At 53.6% G+C, this 19,353-nt stretch carries 17 protein-coding genes, 1 tRNA gene, 1 pseudogene and 1 CRISPR repeat array; of the genes and pseudogenes, 1 reads left to right on the top strand and 18 read right to left on the bottom strand.

Annotated elements, in window-relative coordinates; translation table 11 throughout:
* The first annotated feature begins 456 nt into the window (after positions 1-456).
* Positions 457-958: a CRISPR direct-repeat array (repeat unit 33 nt; unit sequence ATTTCAATCCACTCCCCTCTCACGAGGGGAGAC).
* A gap of 388 nt (positions 959-1,346) precedes the next feature.
* The 3 genes and pseudogenes from B5E84_RS18695 to rlmD form a co-directional block, all read right to left on the bottom strand.
* Positions 1,347-1,661 (bottom strand): ATP-binding domain-containing protein, encoded by a 315-nt coding sequence (locus B5E84_RS18695; RefSeq protein ID WP_242963443.1) that lies wholly within the window; start codon positions 1,659-1,661, stop codon positions 1,347-1,349.
* Positions 1,637-1,969: a hypothetical protein gene (locus B5E84_RS18700; RefSeq protein ID WP_204248624.1), complete on the bottom strand. Its 333-nt coding sequence runs from the start codon at positions 1,967-1,969 to the stop codon at positions 1,637-1,639. The genes B5E84_RS18695 and B5E84_RS18700 overlap by 25 nt, the downstream gene beginning before the upstream one ends.
* 449 nt (positions 1,970-2,418) lie before the next feature.
* Positions 2,419-3,672: pseudogene (gene rlmD / locus B5E84_RS18710) on the bottom strand (23S rRNA (uracil(1939)-C(5))-methyltransferase RlmD); the annotation flags it as partial.
* A gap of 155 nt (positions 3,673-3,827) precedes the next feature.
* On the opposite strand from rlmD, the gene B5E84_RS18715 reads away from it, so the two are divergent.
* A complete protein-coding gene (locus B5E84_RS18715) occupies positions 3,828-4,415 on the top strand; it encodes a prolyl-tRNA synthetase associated domain-containing protein (RefSeq protein ID WP_087226021.1) in 588 nt (195 codons plus the stop codon).
* A 209-nt stretch (positions 4,416-4,624) separates the two neighbouring features.
* Here the strand turns inward: B5E84_RS18715 and B5E84_RS18720 are convergent, their stop codons facing one another.
* The 15 genes from B5E84_RS18720 to B5E84_RS18790 form a co-directional block, all read right to left on the bottom strand.
* Positions 4,625-5,644 (bottom strand): serine hydrolase domain-containing protein, encoded by a 1,020-nt coding sequence (locus B5E84_RS18720; RefSeq protein ID WP_087226024.1) that lies wholly within the window; start codon positions 5,642-5,644, stop codon positions 4,625-4,627.
* A 247-nt stretch (positions 5,645-5,891) separates the two neighbouring features.
* Positions 5,892-6,806 carry an N-acetylmuramic acid 6-phosphate etherase gene (gene murQ / locus B5E84_RS18725; RefSeq protein ID WP_087226027.1) on the bottom strand — a complete coding sequence of 305 codons (915 nt, stop codon included), beginning with the start codon at positions 6,804-6,806 and terminating at the stop codon, positions 5,892-5,894.
* A 13-nt stretch (positions 6,807-6,819) separates the two neighbouring features.
* Positions 6,820-7,683, bottom strand: a complete 864-nt coding sequence (locus B5E84_RS18730; protein WP_087226030.1) for a MurR/RpiR family transcriptional regulator — start codon at positions 7,681-7,683, stop codon at positions 6,820-6,822.
* A 37-nt stretch (positions 7,684-7,720) separates the two neighbouring features.
* Positions 7,721-8,671, bottom strand: coding sequence for a PTS sugar transporter subunit IIAB (locus B5E84_RS18735; protein ID WP_242963444.1), 951 nt, complete (start codon positions 8,669-8,671; stop codon positions 7,721-7,723).
* Between the two features lie 15 nt (positions 8,672-8,686).
* Entirely contained in the window at positions 8,687-9,520 is an 834-nt protein-coding gene (locus tag B5E84_RS18740) for a PTS system mannose/fructose/sorbose family transporter subunit IID (protein ID WP_087226033.1), read from the bottom strand.
* The gene (locus B5E84_RS18745) at positions 9,513-10,325 is read right to left on the bottom strand and encodes a PTS mannose/fructose/sorbose/N-acetylgalactosamine transporter subunit IIC (protein ID WP_087226036.1); all 813 of its coding nucleotides are present in this window, start codon (positions 10,323-10,325) and stop codon (positions 9,513-9,515) included. The genes B5E84_RS18740 and B5E84_RS18745 overlap by 8 nt, the downstream gene beginning before the upstream one ends.
* 684 nt (positions 10,326-11,009) lie before the next feature.
* The gene (locus tag B5E84_RS18750; protein WP_087226039.1) at positions 11,010-12,794 is read right to left on the bottom strand and encodes an aminopeptidase P family protein; all 1,785 of its coding nucleotides are present in this window, start codon (positions 12,792-12,794) and stop codon (positions 11,010-11,012) included.
* Positions 12,795-12,796: 2 nt separating this feature from the next.
* Positions 12,797-14,212 (bottom strand): dihydrolipoyl dehydrogenase, encoded by a 1,416-nt coding sequence (lpdA, locus tag B5E84_RS18755; protein WP_087226042.1) that lies wholly within the window; start codon positions 14,210-14,212, stop codon positions 12,797-12,799.
* Between the two features lie 200 nt (positions 14,213-14,412).
* Complete coding sequence (locus B5E84_RS18760; protein WP_204248625.1) at positions 14,413-15,201, bottom strand: Cof-type HAD-IIB family hydrolase; 789 nt, start codon at positions 15,199-15,201, stop codon at positions 14,413-14,415.
* A gap of 370 nt (positions 15,202-15,571) precedes the next feature.
* Positions 15,572-16,159: a hypothetical protein gene (locus B5E84_RS18765; RefSeq protein ID WP_087226046.1), complete on the bottom strand. Its 588-nt coding sequence runs from the start codon at positions 16,157-16,159 to the stop codon at positions 15,572-15,574.
* Positions 16,152-16,343, bottom strand: a complete 192-nt coding sequence (locus tag B5E84_RS18770) for a hypothetical protein (RefSeq protein ID WP_087226049.1) — start codon at positions 16,341-16,343, stop codon at positions 16,152-16,154. Before B5E84_RS18770 ends, B5E84_RS18765 begins: the two co-directional genes overlap by 8 nt.
* A 377-nt stretch (positions 16,344-16,720) precedes the next feature.
* Positions 16,721-16,794 (bottom strand) — tRNA-Pro (locus tag B5E84_RS18775).
* A gap of 38 nt (positions 16,795-16,832) precedes the next feature.
* A complete protein-coding gene (locus tag B5E84_RS18780) occupies positions 16,833-17,351 on the bottom strand; it encodes an SEC-C metal-binding domain-containing protein (RefSeq protein ID WP_087226064.1) in 519 nt (172 codons plus the stop codon).
* Between the two features lie 135 nt (positions 17,352-17,486).
* On the bottom strand, positions 17,487-18,464 hold the full coding sequence (locus B5E84_RS18785) for a DNA/RNA non-specific endonuclease (protein ID WP_087226052.1): 978 nt from the start codon (positions 18,462-18,464) through the stop codon (positions 17,487-17,489).
* Entirely contained in the window at positions 18,461-18,877 is a 417-nt protein-coding gene (locus B5E84_RS18790; RefSeq protein WP_087226055.1) for a hypothetical protein, read from the bottom strand. The genes B5E84_RS18785 and B5E84_RS18790 overlap by 4 nt, the downstream gene beginning before the upstream one ends.
* Positions 18,878-19,353 lie beyond the last annotated feature (476 nt).

Below are 19,353 nucleotides of genomic sequence, written 5' to 3' on the forward strand. Positions count from 1 at the left end.
GGGATTTTATACCCTTTTGACGGGTTAATTGAGTGATGTTATGGCTGCATGGATCAATTTTCAGATTCATGGTACTGTTATCAATTCAGATACTGTTCCGTGAATAATTTAGGTTAAATTTTTGTTTATTTTTTATGTTTTACTGAAAAATGTTTGTTGTATTTAATATAGTATGGCGATTCGTTTCTGTCAACCGTTTTTTCTTATGGAAATGTATTCCGTGAAATGTGTTCTTGTAATCCTGTCACTCTCATTTTCGTGGCCACGTTCCACCACGAAAAATGGAGATTTAGGACACAATGCAGGCGGCAGCTTGCTCTGTTTGTTTAAGATTCTTGTTTCTCGCGAAGGAAGACCAAGACCTGTCTGGCGGGTCGCATCGCGGCAAGATTCTAATCCACTCCCCCTCTCACGAGGGGAGACACATTCTGCACGAGGCGGATTATTTGGCATAGAATTTCAATCCACTCCCCTCTCACGAGGGGAGACGTTAAACAGCAGGACCACATTGCAGAGGTATCAATTTCAATCCACTCCCCTCTCACGAGGGGAGACTTTCTGCCTCTTTCTCTCTTTGAGCGTCTGTTTTATTTCAATCCACTCCCCTCTCACGAGGGGAGACACTTCTTTTGCATGATCCGCCGTCTGGAGTGACATTTCAATCCACTCCCCTCTCACGAGGGGAGACGAACTTCCGGGAATGGAAAGCCTGAAAACCACCATATTTCAATCCACTCCCCTCTCACGAGGGGAGACTGGTCACGGTCAACATATGATACGGCATACCATATTTCAATCCACTCCCCTCTCACGAGGGGAGACCGACATTGTGAGAGCCTGCATTCGTCCATATGCATCTTCAATCCACTCCCCTCTCACGAGGGGAGACGTGTTAAGGCGGAGGCCACCTGGGTAGCAGAGGGAGTCTTCAATCCACTCCCCTCTCACGAGGGGAGACAGCAAAAACCGCCAATTTTCAATCTCTCCACCTCAAATCCATTATGCAATCTTCACAATCACTTCCTCTACTGATCTGAAATTATCCTGACTTCTTTTTGGTTTTTGCAAATTACATCCTTCATTTCCAGTGCGAATCTACCGGTATTTTTATGTGCGCTTAGGATTCGCACTTCCTAATATTTCAATCACAGGTTGCTTTTTATCCTCTTACCGATCCGCTTTCCGCCTTGCATTCCAGTCATTCAAAAAGGAATCTCATACAGGACCAATCGCCAAAGCACTCTCATCCTTTTGATCCCTTCTTTCATTATATAACCTGTGCCACTGAAACACAAGACGGTTCTATTAAGCGTTGACGCCACTCCAAACTTCTTGCGGTCCCCCCTCTATCCCCTACATCTAGCTGCATTATCCAGAACTCCCAGTTTCTTCTTAATCACCGTAAGTGTTCTCCGTTCCTCCGGTTCTTTCGAGAAACTTCGCACAACGCTGTCCATTGTCTCTGGGCTCCAGTAAATTTTAAGTTTTTCTCTGGCACGAGTGCTAGCCGTGTAAAAATTAGCATGGGATATTTTCTCGACATTACAAAAAGGAATCACGATTTTCACTGATTTGTACTCCAATCCCTGTGCTTTTTGGATCGAAACAGCGTATGCGACTTGGAACGGAATAACTGTCATAATCCTGTCTTCATCAGACACCGTTTCCTCATCACTGGAAAATAAACCTGATCAATACTCTCATCTGTATTCTTTATCTCATCTTCCGGCCTCAGCTTTATCGTCGCACTGCCTTTTTCAAAATCAATGGACCGGATGAAACTGGGAGAGAGGTACCTCCAGAAAACACGCTTATCCCCTCGGCGCTCCGGATCAAGGACGATAAATAAAATCCCCGGATCCGCAGTCACTTCATTTGCGATAAAGGCTGGAAACCCCAAGCTTGTCAGTTGACAGGAAATGATTCCTTCTGATTCTCTGTAGTTGCTCGTCCCTTTAATCTGCACCATAAAAACTTGTTCCGGGCACCGGGATATGTCTGGATTGGGAACAAATTCAAACGTGCCATCATGATTGGGCCAGCGATCGCAATAAAAAGTGTGCGCTTGGCGCACACTTGCGCCGGAGCGAGGCTGCGCTAGCAGCCATTTTCCTCTGCGCGAAGTGCGCCTCCTTGCGGAGCATTCTTATTTAACAGGAAACGCAGTTTCTTGTTAAATAAGAAAATCAGGATTGGTCTTTCCGCCGGAAATAAAAAAATCATTCAAAGTAGACACCGCCGCATGATCTTCAACCGAATATTTGGAGTGGGTGGAGATATGACGTTTATAAGAATCCTTATCATTTGGAAACAAATTTTTCACCTCGCTTTGAATTGTATTTTCATTCTGCCAATCCACTGTTAATCAGACGCAGGACGAAAAAACGCTTTCCCTCTCATATCTGAACATAGTCCATTTTATTGGATGGGATTGCCATCGGCCCTTGTTAGTTTGACGACGCATTCGCAGTGTCCACTCCACGGAAACAAATCCACCCCCACCCCCATCTTCGCCACATACCCCTTCTTCTCAAAATACTTCAGGTCCCTCGCCAGCGTATCCGGGCCGCAGGAGACGTAGACGACGGTTTTCGGGCCCATTTTGGCCACTGCGTCCATAAATACCTTCGTGCTGCCGCTCCGCAGCGGATCCATAAACACCACATCCGCTTTCTCTCCATCCGCCGCCATCTGCCGGAGGAAATCCCCCGCGTCGCCGCAGAAAAACCGGATATTCTCCACCTGGTTCGTTTTGGCGTTGCGAATGGCATCCCGCACCGCGTCCCGGTTTAGCTCCACGCCGATCACCTGTTTGGCCTTCCTGCTGGCCACAATACCGATGGTGCCGATCCCGCAGTAAGCGTCCACCACCGTCTCCTTTCCCTTAAGTCCCGCAAACTCCATAGCCTTTCCATACAGAATCTCCGTCTGCACCGGATTGATCTGGTAAAAAGACTTCGCGGAAATGCGGAAACGGAACCCACACAGCACGTCCTCAATATACCCCTTCCCGTAAAGCACCTGCTCCCGGTCCCCCAGCACCATGCTGGTCCCGCGGCCGTTCACATTCTGGATGATGGTGGTGATCTCCGGATGTTTCTGCCGGAGGGCTTTCACAAAATTGTTGCGGGACGGAAAAACGGGAGACGCCGTCACCAGCACTACCATAATCTCCCCCGTGGCAAATCCCCGTTTCACCAGAACGTGGCGCAGAAGCCCATACCCCGTATCCTCATCGTAAGTCTTGATTTTAAAGGATTTCAGCATCCCGCGAATCGTCCCAATGATCTCATCTGCCTTCTCATCTTCAATGAGACAGCTCTCCACCGGCAGCACAATATGGCTGTTTTCCTGGTAAACGCCGGAAATGGGGTTTCCCTTCCGGTCATGGGAAAACGCCGCGTGCACCTTATTCCGGTAGTGCCAGGGATTGTCCATCCCGATCACTCCCTGCACCGGGCAGATCCCCTTCAGCAGGCCCTTCAGCATTTTCTCCTTCTCCGCCAGCTGCTCCTCATAGCTTAAGTGCAGGTACTGACACCCGCCGCATTTTTTATAAACCGGACACTGTTTCATGTTTCCGCTCCTTTTTCCTTGATTTTCTTCGCCTTGCCCACGATCCTCCCGATGGCATTTCTCGTCCAATACGGATTCCCCGCGGGCACGACCCATATCTTCCTCACTATCATATCATAAACTTCTTTTCGGCGCACCGGCATTTTTCTTCCGCCTCCCCTCTTGCATTTCTCTTACGACGCGCTATAATATATCCCTATAATCCACGCCTGCCTCCGGCAGGCCGAACCACAGAAAAGAGAGGAAACCATATGAACACAAATCCAAACGCAGCAGAACCATTTTACATAGACAAAACCCTCTATCAGGGCCGTCCGGCAGACGAAAACGGCTGCCTTGCCAAGGAACTGCGGGCCTACGACCTGTTGGATCAGCTGGGGATTTCCTACATCCGTATGGATCACGACCCCACCGCCACCATCGAGGACTGCCACGACATTGACCGGCTTTTGGGCATTGAAATCTGCAAAAATCTGTTTCTCTGCAACGCCCAGAAGACGAAATTCTACCTGTTAATGATGCCCGGTTCCAAAAAATTCCGGACAGCCCTTTTATCTAAGCAGATCCAGTCTGCCCGTCTCTCCTTCGCCGGACCGGAATACATGGAGGAGTTTTTGGACCTGACCCCCGGCTCTGTCACCATTTTAGGCCTGATGAACGACCGGGAAAACCGGGTTCAGCTCCTCATCGACGAGGACGTGCTCTCCCACGAGGATCTGGGCTGCCATCCCTGTATCAACACCTCCAGCCTGAAATTAAAAACCGCTGACATCCTGGACAAATTCCTCCCGGCAATCCACCACGACTACATCAAAGTATCTCTGCCCTGGGCGGAATAAAAAAGTGTGCGCTTGGCGCACACTCGCGCCGAAGCGCGGCTGCGCCAGCAGCCATATTCCTTTGCGCGGAGTGCGCCTCCCGTCGGAGGCTTTTGTGTCATAGGGGACACAGTTTCCTATGACACAAAAACCAGCCCCAGCGGCAACCATCCGTGTTCTTCGGTTTGTTGTCCGCTGGGGCTGTCTGGCTCCATCTTATTTCATTTTCTCTATCTCCCCGCCCACTCCCGGTTCATCTCTCTCCGCGCCTCCAGAAACCTCTCATTCTCCCTGGTGGGATGAATCCGGTTTGTAAGCAGCACAAAGGCCTCCTCCCGGTCCATGTGGATCACCATGGACGTGCCTGTAAACCCGGTGTGGTAAAATACGTGGGGGCCAAATTCCACTCCCCACCCATAACTTCGTCCGAAATTGTCCGTCCTCTCCAGAATCTCAAACATCTCCCGGCCGAACAGCCTATCATCCCGCCGGATGTAGGCCGACGCAAAGGCCATCATATCCTCCAGCGTGGAAAACAGCCCCGCACTCCCGCTCTCTCCCAGCAGGTAAGCCTTGGAATCGTGCACCTCCCCGCAGATCCAGCCTCTTTTCTCCGAATACTCCTCCGGCACAAAAGCGCTTAGCTCTCCCTTCGGGTGATAAGAAGTGTGATTCATTCCCAAAGGCTTGAAAATATGGGACTGAAAGCTTTCCTCCAGGCTGCATCCGTCCACAGCCGTCACCATCAGGCCCAGCAGAATGAATCCTGGATCCGAGTAGCAGTAGCGTTCTCCCGGCCCCGCCTCCGGAGCCGTCTCATACAGACGGTCCAGAATATTCTCCGACGTCAGCGTTTTCTTGTCCGGGATCTCATCCGGCAGGCCGCTGTTATGGAGCAGCAGATTTCCCACCGTAATCCCTGGATGCCGGAACCGCCCTAACACCGCCTGTACCGGAGTGTCGAAACGGATCCGTCCGCTTTCCACCAGCTGCAGGATCCTGGTGGCCGTTCCCGTCACCTTGGTGAGGGACGCCAGATCATAGTACATCCCAGCCTCCAGTTTCCGTTTGGACCACGGCTCTACCGCCCCCTGCGCTCCCAGATAAAACGATTCCCCGCCATCCCGGTCCACAAACCCGTAGGATGCGCCGCAGATCACCCCTGTTTGCACCAGCTCACCGATGCGGCGGTGAACCAGCTGCCTGCGGGCTGCTTTCTCCTCTGCCACTCTGCCGTCTGAACCTTCCATATCCTGCCTCCTGTTCCTTTTCCTCTCACTTGTGGAAACGCCCGGCCCATCCTCTCCCCGAAAGCCACTGGAGCCGCCTCACTGCCTTTCCCTGCGGATCCTCTGATATAACAGCAAAAGGGCGGCCTCCAGGCATTCCGCCAGAGAGCAGCCGCCCGAATCTATTTTCGCGAATCACAAATTTCCCGCCAAGGCCGTTCTCCCCGCGGCCCGGAAATTCTCACGGTCCCGAAACCGTTTTCCGCTCCTACTGTCCCGCTTTCTCAACCGCCGCGATGGCATCCCGCACCCGGCCTTCTGCTTTTTCCAAAGCCGCTGCCGCCGTCTCCTTATCACAGCCGGCGGAAATCATCACAACGGCATCCGCCACCTTCATGTCCGCCTTCCTCAGGGTCTCCAGAGCTGTATCCATATCCGCTCCCGTGATCTGGGAAATCATGCGGCCGGAGCGCACCACCAGCTTTTCATTGGTGGGCTGCACGTGCACCATGTAGTTCTGGTACACCTTTCCTAAACGCACCATCACGCCCGTGGAAATCATATTCAGGATCATCTTCTGAGCCGTTCCCGCCTTCATGCGGGTGGAGCCGCTGATGACCTCCGCCCCCACCACCGGGGCGATGGAAATCTGGGCCTCCGCGGCCATGGCGCTGCCGCCGTTGCAGGTGATGGAAACCGTCAGCGCGCCGATTTCATTGCCATACTTTAAAGCTGCCAGAGTATAGGGAGTTCTGCCGCTGGCCGCAATGCCGATCACGCAGTCGTCCGCCGTCAGACCGGCCTTTTTTAAATCCTCTACCGCCAGCTCCTCAGAATCCTCCGCTCCCTCTACGGCGCGGTACATCGCCTGTTCCCCTCCGGCCAGCAGGCCAAATGCCCGATCCGGAGAAACGCTGTAGGTAGGCGTCAGCTCCACCGCGTCCAGGGTTCCCATTCTTCCTGACGTGCCGGCTCCGCAGTAAATGATCCTGCCGCCCCGTTTGAACCGCTCAGCCACGGCATCCACCGCCTGGGCCACCTTGGGCAGTTCCTTTTCAATGGCGTCCGCCACCTTTTTGTCCTCCTGGTTGATCAGCGTCACGATCCCCAGAGCATCCAGACTGTCAATATTCTTTGTGGCCTCATTCACGGTCTCCGTGGTCAGCCCCTCTATATTTACCATGTTTTTACCTCTCTCACTCTTTTTCTTTCAGCCCCTCCACCATTCGGTTTGTCTTGACCAGCTCAATTTCAATCCGGGCGAAATCCTCCCGGATCGTCCCCAGATAAATCAGCCATCCCATCATCAGCGAGGTTTGCAGGGATTCAAAGGCCCCCACCCGTCTCACATCCTCCAGCTCCGGCACCGTCAGACAGATGTCCACCAGTTTCTTTAAGGGAGATTCGTTGCGCCTGGTGACAGCGATCACCTTAGCCCGGCGCTCCCTCGCCTTTTCACAGCTGTAAAGGATTTCCTTGGACTGTCCGCTGTAGGAAAACGCCAGTACCAGATCCCGATGGTCGATGTAGTTAAAAAACTCTGTCACCATGTTCAGATCCTGGTAGCAGTTGGCGTCGTATCCGGCGCGGCGCAGCTTGTGAAACAGGTCATAGGCAGAGGCGTAGGACGCGCCCAGGCCCAGCAGATAAATCTTTCTCGCCTTCTTCACCATCTGCACCGCCTGTTCCAGAGCCTTCCTGTCCAGTTGGTAGAAAAAATCCCGAAATGCCACGTCCGTTCTGGCCTGCATCTTCCCGCAGATCGCCTCCAGATCGTCCCCCTCGGAGAGAATGGGATCCGCCATTCTCCACTCGCTTTTTTTGTCCTCCTGGTCGCGGACTGACGCCAGCTCCAGCTTAAAGCCGTCCAGCCCCTCCGCTCCCATTTTCTTTACAAAACGAATGACAGAGGCGGAGGAAACCCCGCTGGCCTCAGCAATATCAGCAGCCGTCATTCCCAGCAGCCGGTCATGGTTGGCCAGCACAAAGTCGGAGATTCTTTTGTCCCCCTTGCTCATCTGGTTATAGCGCTCTCTGATTTTCAGCATGATATTTTCCACGGAATTTCCTCCCTCTCGTCACTGATTTCTATACTCTCTACTTCATATACTCCAGAATCGACTGATCCGACTCGTTGGGGATCATCTGGGCCGTTACCGGATGGCCGCCGTCGATCATCTCATGGATGTCGGCGATGTCCTTCTCTGTGAGGTTCACCGACTTCTTAATATTTTTGGAGCCCTCCCGTTTCGCCACGTTACCTACGTTCACCCGTTCGATCTCCACGCCCTGGCGGATCAGCTCCGCCATATCCGTCACGTTTTTGGTGATTACAAACACACGGTCTCCCGCGTAGGCGTTCTCCTTAAACCGCTGCACCGCCCGTTTTACCGTGACGATGGAGAGTTTCACGCCTGCCGGTTTTGCCATTTTCAGGCCGGACAGGACCATGGGATCCTTCAGGGCCGCGTCGTTGACCACCACAATCCGGCTGGCGCCTACTGTGTTGGTCCAAACCATAGCCACCTGGCCGTGGATCAGACGCTCATCCACTCTGGCGTGGACAATTTTCCCCTTGGGGCCGTCGGGATTTCCCCGGCGCGCCGCCACTTTCTTCGCGGGCTGAGCTGCCTTCTGGGCTGCCTGCTCCTCCTCCGTGAGGAAATGCACCACCTGCTCCTTTGCCGTCTCTGCCACGGATTTTGCCAGTTCCTTCACGTCCTCCGTGCCCTCGCGGCCCATGCTGGCCTCGATGAGGGATGCCAGGTTCGTACCTCCCACCACCTCCAGGTTGGCGCGGCCGGACATCCGCAGCTTAGTCGCCACGTTATAGGGAGAACCTCCCACCAGGTCTGCCAAGATCAGCACAGAGCCGCAATCCTGGAACGAGTCTACGGCAGCTCCTATTTTTTCCGTCAGCTCCTCCACCGACTCCTCCGGCAGAAAATCCACCGCCTGGCAGTGATCCGGCTCCCCGGCGATCAGCCGCAGGCTGCTTAAAATGCCAGTGGCAAAATTTCCGTGCCCCGTTACAATCAATCCTATCATACCATACCTCCCCGTTTAAAACAATCCGGCCACAACGGTCAGCATTCCCTGCAGGTTGCCGAGAACCATTCCCAGAGCGATCAGGATGAAAATCAGCTTTGTGGAATTGATTCCCTTCTTTCCCAACAGCCAGTAGGACAGCATAACGATGCCCAGGGGCAGCATACAGGGAAGGATCTTATCTAACATATCCTGAAGGGCGAAGGTCACCTCTCCCATGGTAAACGCCAGATCCGTCTTATAGTTGATGACGGAGGGGATCAGGGCTCCCACTACCGTCAAGCCCAGGATGCTGGCCGCCTCCGTAATCGGAGCCAGCTTATCCGCGAAACTGGTGGCCAGTTTCCGTCCGGAATTATAGCCGATGTATGTAAATTTGTAGCGCACCCACATCACTGCCGCGCAGGCGAGAAGGGGAATGATCAGGCCTACCGGGTTGCCCTGCATGGCAATGTAGGCGGCGATGGAAAACACGATAGCGCGGTAGATGGCGATAAACAGCGTGTCGCCCACGCCTGCCAGAGGGCCCATCAGGCCGGTTTTCACTGCCATTACCGTCTCCTCGGATTCAATGCCCAGCTCCTCCTCCAGAGCCATGTCCGCTCCCACGATCAGATGGGCCATGGCCGGTGTGGTGTTGAAATAGGAGAGCTGCATCTTCAGCGCTTTTTTCATCTTTTCCGGGTCATTTTTGTACAGACGCTTGAGGGCAGGCATGATCACGTAGGTGTAGCCCAGGCCCTGCATTTTTTCATAGTTCCAGCCATACTGAAGGGCGAACAGGTTTCTCACATAAACCTTGTTAATATCCTGCTTTGTCAGCTTTTTGCTCTCAATCCGCTCAGCCATCAATCTCTACCTCCTCGTCATCAATTCGAATCATTCCGTTCTCAGAAACCACTGCCGCGCCGGCACGCTCTTTCGTTCTAGAATAGTGGATTGCCGCCAGGGCAAGACCTAAAAGGGCAGCCGCCATCACGCTGAACATGGATCCGGCATAGGCCAGCATCACAAATCCAATAATGAAGTATGCGTAGTATTTCTTAAGGGGCAGGTAGCGCATCAGGATCGCCATACCCATAGCCGGGAGAATGGCTCCCGCCGTCTTTAAGCCGGTCATAAACCACACCGGAATGAAGGCGTTGATGCTGTTTACCACAGCCTCTCCAAAGATCAGGCCTACCATAACCGGAATCACACGGGACAGGGCCCAGGGAAGAAATCCCAGGAGGTTTGCCCGCTCTACTCCTTTGTAGTCGCCCTTCTCCGCGCAGCGGTCCGCGTAGTGCTGGAAGAAGGAGTTGCACATTCTGCCTAAAATATCCATCTGCGTCAGCAGAAGACCGATGGGAATCGCCAGAGCAATGCCGTACTCAGCGCCCTCTCCGGAAATAATGGCGTAAGTGGTGCCCATGATAGCTCCGGAAAGATAATCAGGAACTGTGGCGCCGCCATAGGTAGCCACACCCAGGGTCATCAGCTGCAGCGTAGCGCCGATGATCAGGCCCGTCTGCAAATCCCCCAAAAGAAAGCCCACAAATGTTGCTGCAAACAGCGGCGTATAAATGCCGCACTGAATGGAAATCTGGTCTGCCACCGCAATCACGGTGTACAATACCACCAACCCGACAAACAATACAGAAATCTCCTGCATACTGTCCTCCTTAAACACATTTCTTACATTTTCTTTTTTGGTTTTTGTCCCTGATCCGGGACATTTTTACCAGTTTTTCACTGACATAAGCGCTTATGTTTGTATGATAGCATATATGTAACGAAAATACAATACTTAATTTAATTTTTGTATAAAATGTAATGAAATTTCATTTTTAACCTGTGATCCTTCCCTCTCTGTCCTTGAAAAATGGGACAAAACGCACAAATTCCCGCGCGAAACACGGTTTCATCAATGATTCGATCCTATGTGGGAGTGCGTCTTGGCGGGAGGCTTTTGCGCCAAGGAAGACACGGTTTCCTACGCGTAAAAAATATGCGCCACAGCGTATACTCGCGCCGAAATGCGGCTACACCGGCAGCCATTTTCCTTTGCGCGAGTGCGTTTCGGCCGGAGGCTTTTGCATCATAGAGAATACAGTTCGTTTCCTATTGCGCAAAAACGTGTGCGCTTGGCGCACACTTGCGCCGGAGGGCAGCTGTATCAGCAGTCATATTCCTCCCCGCAGAATGAGCCTCCTTGCAGAGCATTTTTATTTAACAGGAAACTGCGTTTCCTGTTAAATAAAAATGGCCTCCCGCCGGCACACATCCTGCCGGCAGAAGGCCCTGGAACCCTTGTGGGTCCGTCCCTTTTCCGTTAAAAATCACTTGAAATCCTTTATCAGATCGCCCGCGTATACTCCTTCAGCCACGCAGCCTCCTCCTCCGTCAGATAGGGCGCGATCTTCTCATAAACCTGGCTGTGATAAGCGTTTAACAGCTCCACATCCTCCGGCCGCATAAGGGATTTGTCGATGGCGTCTAAGTCAATGGGGGCGAAGGTCACAAACTCAAACCTCATAAACTGGCCGTAACCGTTCTTCTCCGCCTTCCGGCACAGGATCAGATTCTCCGTGCGGATGCCATGGCTGCCCTCAATATAGATCCCAGGCTCATCGGAGGTGAGCATTCCCTCCTCCAGCACACCGCTGTCCTGGCGCTCCGGCACCATCTTCCAGCGGATGCCATTGGGGCGCTCATGGACGTTTAAGAGGTAGCCCACGCCATGTCCCGTCCCGTGGTCAAAGTTTAATCCCCGCTGCCAGAATACCTCTCTGGCCACATAGTCCAGGTTCAGGCCGCGGCAGCCATAAAGAAACTTCACATTTCCCAGGCGCAGCATACTCATAGCCACCAGAGTGAAATGCTCCCGCTCCTCATCTGTCAGCTCGCCCAACGCGATAGTTCTGGTAATGTCCGTGGTTCCCTCATAATACTGTCCGCCGGAATCCACCAGATAAAGGCCTCTGGGTTCCAGCACTGCCTTGCTCTCCTCTGTGGCAGAGTAATGGCACATCGCCGCATTGGGTCCGTAGGCGGAAATGGTGGAAAAGCTGGGCTCCAGATAGCCCTCCTGCTCTTTCCGGAGGCTTTCCAGTTTCTCCGCCACGCTCATCTCGTCCATGGGAATTTTTCCGATATTCGTCTTCAGCCAGTAAATATATTTTGTCACCGCCACTCCGTCCTTGATGTGGGCGCGGCGGATATTCTCCATCTCCGTCTCATTTTTTACCGCCTTCATCAGAGCCGTGGGATTCATCCGGTCCACGATCCGGCAGCTGTCATCCAGACTGTGGCAGAGAGCGTAGTTCACACGGCCTTTCTCCAGCATCACTGCCCGGTTTTTCAGCTCCTTCACATAATCGTAGATCCCGCCGTAGGGCATTACCGTCACCCCGAGCCCCTCTAAATAAGACCGCACCTCTCCGTTTAAAGCCTCCTCCTGGATGAACAAAAACAGCTCCGTCTCCGTCACCGCCAGATAGGAAAGGGCCACCGGATTGCAGGGAACGTCATTTCCACGGATGTTTAACAGCCACACGATGTCATCCAGGGCCGTCAGCACATGGACGTCCGCTCCCGCCTGTCTCATGGCAAGACGCAGCTCCTTTACTTTTTCCGCGGCCGGCTTGCCGCAGTATTTCTCCTCCAGAATCCACACTGACTCTCTGGAAAGCTGCGGGCGGTTCTCCCAGATCTCTCCCACCAGATCTGCGCCACAGGCCACAGCCGCCTTTTTGCCAGCCACAGCTGCCTCCATCTCCTCGCCCCAGAGCTCATTCACCACCCGGCCGTCAAACCCCAGGGTGCCGCCCTCTGGAACGGTTTCCTTTAAATACTCCAGAATGGTGGGCACGCCTTCCACTCCCATTTTCCGCAGGGTTACGCCGCTGCCTTCCAGCTCCCCTGCTGCCTGGACAAAATACCGGCCGTCCGTCCACAGTCCGGCCTCGTCCATGGTGACCACCGCCGTCCCGGCAGAACCAGTGAAACCGGTGATGTATTTCCGGCAGGCAAAATACTCTCCCACGTACTCCGACTCATGGAAGTCCGCGGTGGGCACCACGTACACATCCACGCCTGCTTCCCTCATCTTCTCTCTCAGTCTATTCAAATGCTCGTTCATCCTCAATCTCTCCTCTCTCTCATGGCGTCCCCAATGGCCGCCGCGATGCCTTCCCCGTAAGTGGGGTGGGCCCTCATGGCCATGGAAAGCTGGGAGGCCGTCATGCCGTTTACAATGGCCGTGGCCATCTCCCCGATCATATCCGTAGCCCTGGCGCACATGATCTGCGCCCCCACCAGCGTGTGAGCGTAGGCGTCAAACACCAGGCGGATAAAGCCGCTCTCCTCTCTGGCGATAATGGATTTTCCATTCTTTCCCATGTCGTAATGGCCGCAGACCACCTTCATGCCATGCCGTCTCGCCACTTCCTCCGTCAGTCCCACGGAGGCGATCTCCGGGGATGTATAAATACAGCTGGGCACCACCGGCAGCCGCACAAAGGTGCCGCCGGGAACCACCTCCAGGCGGATATGGGGCTCCCGTCCCGACAGTTTCTCTACCACATAAGTGGCCTGGGCCGCCGCCACATGAGCCAGCCGCACCCTGGAAACCAGATCTCCTATGGCGTAAACCCCCGGCTCGCTGGTCATAAAATCTCCGTCCACCTTCAGCCGTCCGTCCTCCAGCTCCGGAGAAACGTCCTCTCCCAACAGCCCTTCCAGATACGGTTTTCTTCCCGCCGCCAGCAGGATCCGAGAGGAACGGACTTCAAACGTCTCCTGTCCCTTTCTCACCCGGCACACCGTCCCGTCGCCCTCGATGGCCTCCACCTGGACGCCGCAGTGGACGGTGATTCCCCGGCGAACCAGTTCCCGCTCCAGCTGAGCGGATACCTCTCGGTCCATGGGGCCTAAAAGCCGGTCTCCCACCTCCAGGATGGTCACCTTGGAGCAGAGGTTACTGAACACCGTGGCCAGCTCCACTCCGATCACCCCGCCGCCGACGATGGTCAGACGGTCGTAATTCCAGGTGTTCGAGGTCAGCAGCTGGTCACTGGTCATCACTCCCACCCCGTCCGCTCCCGGAATGGCGGGAATGCCCGGCTTGGCTCCGGAGGCCAAAATCACAAATTGTCCCTGCAGAAACTCCCGGCCGTTTTCTCCGGACACTTCTACTGTGCGGTCCCGCCGCAAAGTTCCCGTCCCGTGAAAAACCTGGATGCCGTTTTCCTGAAACAGGCTCCAGATCCCATCCAGATACCGGTCCACCGCCCTCTGCTTATAATCCTGCATTTTCTTAAAGTCAAAGGAAATAAAATCCGTGTACACTCCCATGTCGTCGCAGTCCTGAAGGGAGGAAAACGTGCTGGAGGCGTAAAGCAGCGCCTTCGTGGGAATGCAGCCGCGATTGATGCAGGCGCCTCCCAGTTTGTCCTTTTCCACCACAGCCACCTTCATTCCCAGGTCTGCCGCCCGCAGCGCCGCCGTATATCCCCCTGGCCCGCCGCCGATTATCACTAAATCAAATTGTTTTGCCATTGCCCTCTCCTTTTCACCTTTTTCATTCTGTCCCGCATTGCCCCGGAAAACGCCTGTGCTGCAGGTTCCCAAATCGTCCGAACCGTGGCGCTGGCTACCATAGCACCAGTCTTTTGCCGGAATCCTCCGCCGTATTCTGACCGCCATGCCGCCCGAAACTTACTTTCCGCAGGACCGTCCTCCGGTTCTCCCGGCTGTTCCTACCGGAAAAATCCGAAATGCTCGCAGGCGTTCCAGACTCCATCCTTTTCAATATCCGTGGTCACATAGTCCGCCACGTCCTTCAGCTCCTGGATGGCATTTCCCATAGCGATACCCGTTCCCGCCGTCTGAAGGATCTCGTAGTCATTCATACTGTCCCCGAAGGCCACCGCCTCCTCAGGAGTGGTGCCGTAATACTGGCAGAGACGGATGAGGCCCTTTCCTTTCGACGCCTCCAGCTCCACCACATCCGCCCCCATCCGTCCGGCAAACAGGAGAAATTTCAGCTCCGGAAACTGTTTTTCCATATCCAGGGCGCCTTCTTCCCGGCCCACATAGGCCAGAGTGCGCACCTCCCGGTCCAAAAGCTGCCACGGATCCTGGAACCGGCGCATACATTTTCCCCAGCGCTGAATATCCAGCTCTTTCACCGCCTCCGGATGAAGGTAAAAATCCTCATCCCCGATGGTCACTCCCACCGCGTAACCGGCCCCGTCGGCGTAGTCAAACAGACGTTTCAACAGGCCTTTATCCATGGTGTGCTCATAAATCAGCTCGTCCCCCACGGTGATCTTCGTACCGTTCATATGGATGATGGCATCCGGTTTCACAATGTCCCGGTACTCCCTGCTGTAATACGTATCCATATCTCTCCCCGTGGAGAGCACAATATAAAAATCCTCCCGCAGCCGCTCCAACGCCCGCAGCGCGCTGTCCGGAATCCGGTACGTGCCGTGGTCCAACAGCGTCTGATCCAGGTCAAAGCTGGCGATCCGCTTTTTCTTCATTTGAACATCTCCTCCTTCCGGAAATCTTCCGTATGCAGAAATGCCGGGCGCCGCTCCCGGCCCCCAGCATACCTTTCCGCTCAACCAAAATTATTGTACATGAAAGCGGCGGGGGATGTCAAGAACAGGGGAGGGATTTGCGCATTTGAGGTCATGGTTCACACGAGCGGAAACATACGGCAGAATGACGTGGGAGTTTGTTTCCAACACAACAAAACAATATGCTGAAGGATCATCGTATAAGGCGTACATCCAGCGGGAATTATTTGACGGTCAACGACATTTAACGTCAGCCGGCATGATAAAATCCATCAATCCATACATGATATGGCTGCGCCGGCAGAATTTGAGAAAGGATAAGTAAAATGTGCTATATTCCAAATATATCATACAAATGATCAGAAATACTGAGAATCATGGGAGTGCATTTCGCCAGAGGGTCGTCATCTGTATATGGGATGATATAGTCCGAGGCATCCGCAAACCGTTTGCGCTTGTACAGTTTTCTGCCGTTGTCATTGGCCCGCAGGAAAATGGCCTGAAATCCCATTACTCTGGTAGAAATCTCATACAATTTCATCAACAGATATTCAAAGAAAACTGTGCTGTAATATTTGAAACCACCCATATCATAAGCCAGCACTTTTTGCAGCGTTCCGGCTATCGCAAAATATTTGATTTCCGCGCACGGCAAGTCAAAAAGATCGGGGGAATGGTTTTGATGAAAATATAAAGACATGGCCTGCAGAGTTGCGAACGCAAAGATCACTGAAATGTTATGATTATAAAATTCTTCTTCATCCACTAAAATATAGGTGACTCCCATGCCGTCTGCGCTGAATTTCAAAGCATCATTCGCCAAAAAATCATTGAAATCCGGATGGTAACAGTCAAAAGCTTTCAGGACACTGGGAGACACCTTCGATTCTTCCAGCTCTACATAAATAAAACTACTCATCTTTCGCATCCCTGCAAAGCTTTTTTATTCTGTCCATTGCGTTTCGGCTGATGCCTGCCGCCGACTCCGAACACGTTTTCCAATAGTCAGCCGTCGCCGTGTGCTTTTCCATAAGGGCAAAGAACTCTCTGGTTTTAGACGGTTTAATAATCGTAGATTGCCTTGGTTTTGCCATCGTAGCCATACATTTATCCTCCTTTTCTTTTGAAGAATCCACATCTATAAAGAGCCGGCCTTCTTCTCTGATCAGACCCTTTCTTTATTTTCCTCATTCTACCATATCCGCAAACGGAGATCAAGTGTTATCTTGTCCCATTCTGTAAATAAATTTTAATGCTATCCAGCAATTATCAAAAATCTATTCTCCTATTTCCCGCCATGACACAGTAAAAAGTGTGCGCAGCTGCGCACACTCGCGCCGGAGCGCGGCTGCGCCAGCAGCCCTTTTCCTTTACGCGGAGTGCGCCTCCCGCCGGAGGTTTCTGTGTCATAGGGGACACAATCTCCTATGACACAAAAAAACGGAAGATCCGCTCCATCGAATCTTCCGCTATATTACAATCGGGGCAACAGGATTTGAACCTGCGACCTCTCGGCCCCCAGCCGAGCGCGCTACCAAGCTACGCCATACCCCGGTATTACAGCGGCTGTAAAACAGCCGCCGGTATTCATTTTACATTACATTCTTGCCGCAACACTTTTTGTACTTCTTGCCGCTGCCGCAGGGACAGGGATCATTGGGATAAACCTTCTTTGTCTGGCGGCGAACCGTGCCGGAGGCTTTCTGCTCTTTATAAAGCTCCGTCCGTCTCTCCTCGCTCAGAATGCTGTCCCACTGAGGCAGCTCGTAAAGCCAGCTGGCCTTCGCCTCTACCATATTGTAGTACAGCTTTTCCGGATCAATCTCAATCTTTACCTGAGTGTCCTCATCCATGGTCTCGATGGGATTCTCATATCCCTTCAGGCTCTCATTGATGCCGTCCAGGAATCCTGTCATGATCAGAGTGTCTGTGCTATATTTCTCAGCAAGCTCTTTCACAGTTCCCTCGATCACCTCTGTGGGAGCGGAAAGAATCTGCTCGTAAATGCCTTTTTCAATCTGGAAATAACTGGTCCACAGCTCCTCCTGCTGTTTCTTCGCAAGGCCATCGCCGTATGCCAGATTTCTCCAAGTTTCTAACATCGTTGCCATTGTTTTTTCCATCCTTTTCTCTCTAGGATTGCCCGACTCGGATAGTATAATACAAAACCTTCTATTTTGCAATCCCATTTTTTCAAAATTATGTATTTTTTTTCGTCCAATCCATTTTCCCTTATCCGACGCCTGTCAGGGACGGCATCTGCCGCAGGGCTCATAGCCTTCCTTCAGTAGTTCCTCCCTGGATCCGGAGTAGTCCTGCCGGTTGGACGAATCCATCTCCTTCACGCTGCTGCAGCCGGGAAGGTGGAATTTCTTCGTGTTGGTATTCAGCACGTATTCCGACTGCTGCCCGTTTGCCGTTCCGGAGTCTGTCCGGCCGCTGTCATCCCTCCGGCTCTCCCCGGTTTCGTAGTCGATGGCGATCCCTGGCTGCACGTTGTAGGCAAACACGCAGAAACGGATGCCTTCGCCCCCGTCCTCCACGGACTCCGCCTCCATGAGCACCCCTCTCGCCACCAGTTCCTCTCCGAAAAACTTCGGTGTCACCCGGTACAGCACATGGTTTCCCGTCTCCTTCACGTAGTCCGCCACCATATTCTCAAAAGGCAGCATTCCCTCCACGTTCAGATACCGGGTGCCGGTGATGAGGTTTTTCTCATTGGCGTTCTCCCCGGTGAGCTGAAATCCGATGAGATGGCAGCGGTTGTAAAGGTATTTTCCGTCCACCTCCTCATATTTTACCGTCTGCCAGCCGGTGGGCTTTACCTGGCCAATGCTCTCCCGATCCTCCGTGGGCATCAGATCCTGCCCCACGCTGGCAAAGGCCTGGCCGCACCGTCCCAGCCCGTCTAAATCGCTGTAGGATTCAAAAGAACCTTCCGAAAAATCGTCCTCCGAAAAAAACGGCTCGTTCCCGTTCACCGCCTCATAAGGCTGTCCGGCGTAGGCGGGGAGTCCTTCCGCCGCCAGAAATTCCTCCCAGGAACCGGCGTCCGCCAGGCCATTTCCCTCGTCCATCCCGGTCTCCCGGCCGCCTGAGCCTGCCTCCGTCTGCCTCCCTGCGGTCACCTCCCCCGGTCCGTACGTCCCGCCTCCGCACCCTGTCAAAAGCAGGGACAGCGCCAGAAGGGTAGCCGCCAGAGCGCCTGTCAGCCGCCGCCTCATCCGTACACCTCCATGGTGATGGTCTCGTGGGAATTTCCGGCAAACTCCTCCGTTCGCTCCAGGCGGAACCGGCTTAATACCCCTTCGTCAAAGTACAGGTCCGCTGGATACCTGCGGTTCCAGCGAAACAGGATCACACCTTCGGCCAGGTCCCGGTACTCCTCCGGTTTCGCCCGCTCGATCAGGCAGAACTCTCCCTTTCCTGCCTTCTCTAAAAAGGCCTCATCCACCACTATCCCGGCGCTCTCTGCCCCGGGAGTTTCCGCAAACGACTTCCAGCTGTATCCGTCCATCCACAGCCGTTTCCCGGCCGTCAGCTCCAGGATCCGCTCCCGCAAAACAACGTCCGTGCTCACTCTCCGGCCGTTGAAGGCCATGCCAAAGCGGTCCTCCACACACGCGATGATAACCATGACAATCTCTCCTTTCCACACAATCCGCTCCCAGTATAGCATGAATCCGCGGCGGGCGCAAATGAGAGCCCTCTGGCGTCGCGCCTGTTTCTTCTATAATAAAAGCACGCAGCGGCACACCCGTTTCCGCCGGAGCGCGGCTGCGTCAGCAGCCATATTCCTCTGCGCGAAGTGCGCCTCCCGCCGGAGGCTTTTATGTCATAGGAGACGCAGTTTCCTACTATGACATAAAACGGGCATGACCGCTAACGAGGTCATCACGAATCATGAAAGTGAAAACGCCGTGGAACCGGCGGGGACATCCCCTCATTCCACGGCGTTTCCTCACAGCTAAAGGTGGAGGAGTATTTATGATGCAGCCGGCGCACAGGCAGATCTCTTGTCGCAAGAGATATAGTCCTGAATTCCGGCGAGCAGCTCGTCAATTACAGTCTGGGAACTTTCATGGAGCACCAGCCGCAAATCCGATGCCTGGC

This window comes from Lachnoclostridium sp. An14, from assembly GCF_002160755.1.
Lineage (GTDB): Bacteria > Bacillota > Clostridia > Lachnospirales > Lachnospiraceae > Lachnoclostridium_A.

Coding starts and splice junctions, on each gene's coding strand:
- B5E84_RS18700 (WP_204248624.1), bottom strand. CDS start 1,969: ATGGTGCAGATTAAAGGGACGAGCAACTACAGAGAATCAGAAGGAATC.
- B5E84_RS18715 (WP_087226021.1), top strand. CDS start 3,828: ATGAACACAAATCCAAACGCAGCAGAACCATTTTACATAGACAAAACC.
- B5E84_RS18720 (WP_087226024.1), bottom strand. CDS start 5,644: ATGGAAGGTTCAGACGGCAGAGTGGCAGAGGAGAAAGCAGCCCGCAGG.
- murQ (WP_087226027.1), bottom strand. CDS start 6,806: ATGGTAAATATAGAGGGGCTGACCACGGAGACCGTGAATGAGGCCACA.
- B5E84_RS18735 (WP_242963444.1), bottom strand. CDS start 8,671: ATGATAGGATTGATTGTAACGGGGCACGGAAATTTTGCCACTGGCATT.
- B5E84_RS18740 (WP_087226033.1), bottom strand. CDS start 9,520: ATGGCTGAGCGGATTGAGAGCAAAAAGCTGACAAAGCAGGATATTAAC.
- B5E84_RS18745 (WP_087226036.1), bottom strand. CDS start 10,325: ATGCAGGAGATTTCTGTATTGTTTGTCGGGTTGGTGGTATTGTACACC.
- B5E84_RS18750 (WP_087226039.1), bottom strand. CDS start 12,794: ATGAACGAGCATTTGAATAGACTGAGAGAGAAGATGAGGGAAGCAGGC.
- lpdA (WP_087226042.1), bottom strand. CDS start 14,212: ATGGCAAAACAATTTGATTTAGTGATAATCGGCGGCGGGCCAGGGGGA.
- B5E84_RS18760 (WP_204248625.1), bottom strand. CDS start 15,201: ATGAAGAAAAAGCGGATCGCCAGCTTTGACCTGGATCAGACGCTGTTG.
- B5E84_RS18765 (WP_087226046.1), bottom strand. CDS start 16,159: ATGAGTAGTTTTATTTATGTAGAGCTGGAAGAATCGAAGGTGTCTCCC.
- B5E84_RS18770 (WP_087226049.1), bottom strand. CDS start 16,343: ATGGCTACGATGGCAAAACCAAGGCAATCTACGATTATTAAACCGTCT.
- B5E84_RS18780 (WP_087226064.1), bottom strand. CDS start 17,351: ATGGCAACGATGTTAGAAACTTGGAGAAATCTGGCATACGGCGATGGC.
- B5E84_RS18785 (WP_087226052.1), bottom strand. CDS start 18,464: ATGAGGCGGCGGCTGACAGGCGCTCTGGCGGCTACCCTTCTGGCGCTG.
- B5E84_RS18790 (WP_087226055.1), bottom strand. CDS start 18,877: ATGGTTATCATCGCGTGTGTGGAGGACCGCTTTGGCATGGCCTTCAAC.